At 37.1% G+C, this 1020-nt stretch carries 2 protein-coding genes; both read right to left on the bottom strand.

From position 1 onward, the window contains the following. Positions 1-18: 18 nt before the first annotated feature. On the bottom strand, positions 19-660 hold the full coding sequence (locus GNF10_RS37065; protein WP_185582240.1) for a transposase: 642 nt from the start codon (positions 658-660) through the stop codon (positions 19-21). Continuing rightward, positions 579-965 carry an IS630 transposase-related protein gene (locus GNF10_RS37060; protein ID WP_185593524.1) on the bottom strand — a complete coding sequence of 129 codons (387 nt, stop codon included), beginning with the start codon at positions 963-965 and terminating at the stop codon, positions 579-581. The genes GNF10_RS37065 and GNF10_RS37060 overlap by 82 nt, the downstream gene beginning before the upstream one ends. Positions 966-1020 lie beyond the last annotated feature (55 nt).

Raw genomic sequence — 1020 nt, 5'->3', positions numbered from 1 at the left:
ATACAGCACTTCCGGCTGTTATGAGGTACAGTAGCAGCAATTAGCAAACCAGTTTCTTAAATGTTGAGGATTTATTAAGTCGAGTGCAACTGATATTAGTTTATCAACCATTTCTGTTGTAGTTGGAGCAAAACTGCGTAAAAAAGATTTGAGTTGTGACCACCATAATTCAATTGGATTAAAATCGGGAGAATATGGGGATAAACAAAGAACTGAAGCGCCGACAGCTTCAATCATTGGCACAATTGAATCGAGTTTATGCGCGGATAAATTATCCATTACTACCACCGCTCCTGACCATAACTCTGGCACTAAAAACTTCTCAATAAAGACTTCAAAAGCTTTGCCATCCATTGAATTATTCATTGTCATTAATGCGACTACTTTTTTAATACTAATTGCTCCAATTACTGTAACTTTTGATCCCCGGTAGAAGGGGTTAAGAGAGTAAGCTCTTGTTCCAATTTGTGAACGGGCATGAGTCCTTGCTAAACCAAGTAGAACACCAGTTTCGTCCAAAAATACTAAATTTTCTGGCTTTATATGTTTGACCTTTTCCCAAAAATCTAATCTTAAATTCAGGACTCTCTCCGTGCCTGCTTGGGTACTCCGCTTTGTTTTTTTTTCCGATTTAATCCTAATTTCTGTAACGCACGACACATTGCACTTCGACCTACGAAATTGCCAGTCTTGTCTGCAAATAATTCACACAATTCTATTAATGTTGCATCTGGATGTGATGCAACTAATTCTGTCAACTCTATGTCAGCATTCGTTAGATGACTAAATTGTGGCTTTCCTCGCGGCTTGGGTTGTAAATTTCCTTCAACTTTTTGTTGTTTTACAAGCTTTTGGACTAAACTCTTTGAGACGGAAAATATATTAGCTACTTTCCTGATTGAGATGTTTTTCTGAAGATGTGCTGCAACTATTTTTTCTCGAAAATCGACAGAGTATGACTTCATTTAAAAGTATTTATATTTTCATCTAGTGTACCTTGTAACAGACGGAAGTGCTGTA

It is taken from the genome of Nostoc sp. UCD121 (genome assembly GCF_014222285.1).
Taxonomy (GTDB): domain Bacteria; phylum Cyanobacteriota; class Cyanobacteriia; order Cyanobacteriales; family Nostocaceae; genus Nostoc.
Note: the sequence above shows the minus strand (reverse complement) of the source record. Positions and strands in the feature narration are given on the sequence as shown.

Excerpts from the sequence above, each read along its gene's own strand:
- GNF10_RS37060 (WP_185593524.1), bottom strand. The coding sequence starts at position 965 with ATGAAGTCATACTCTGTCGATTTTCGAGAAAAAATAGTTGCAGCACAT.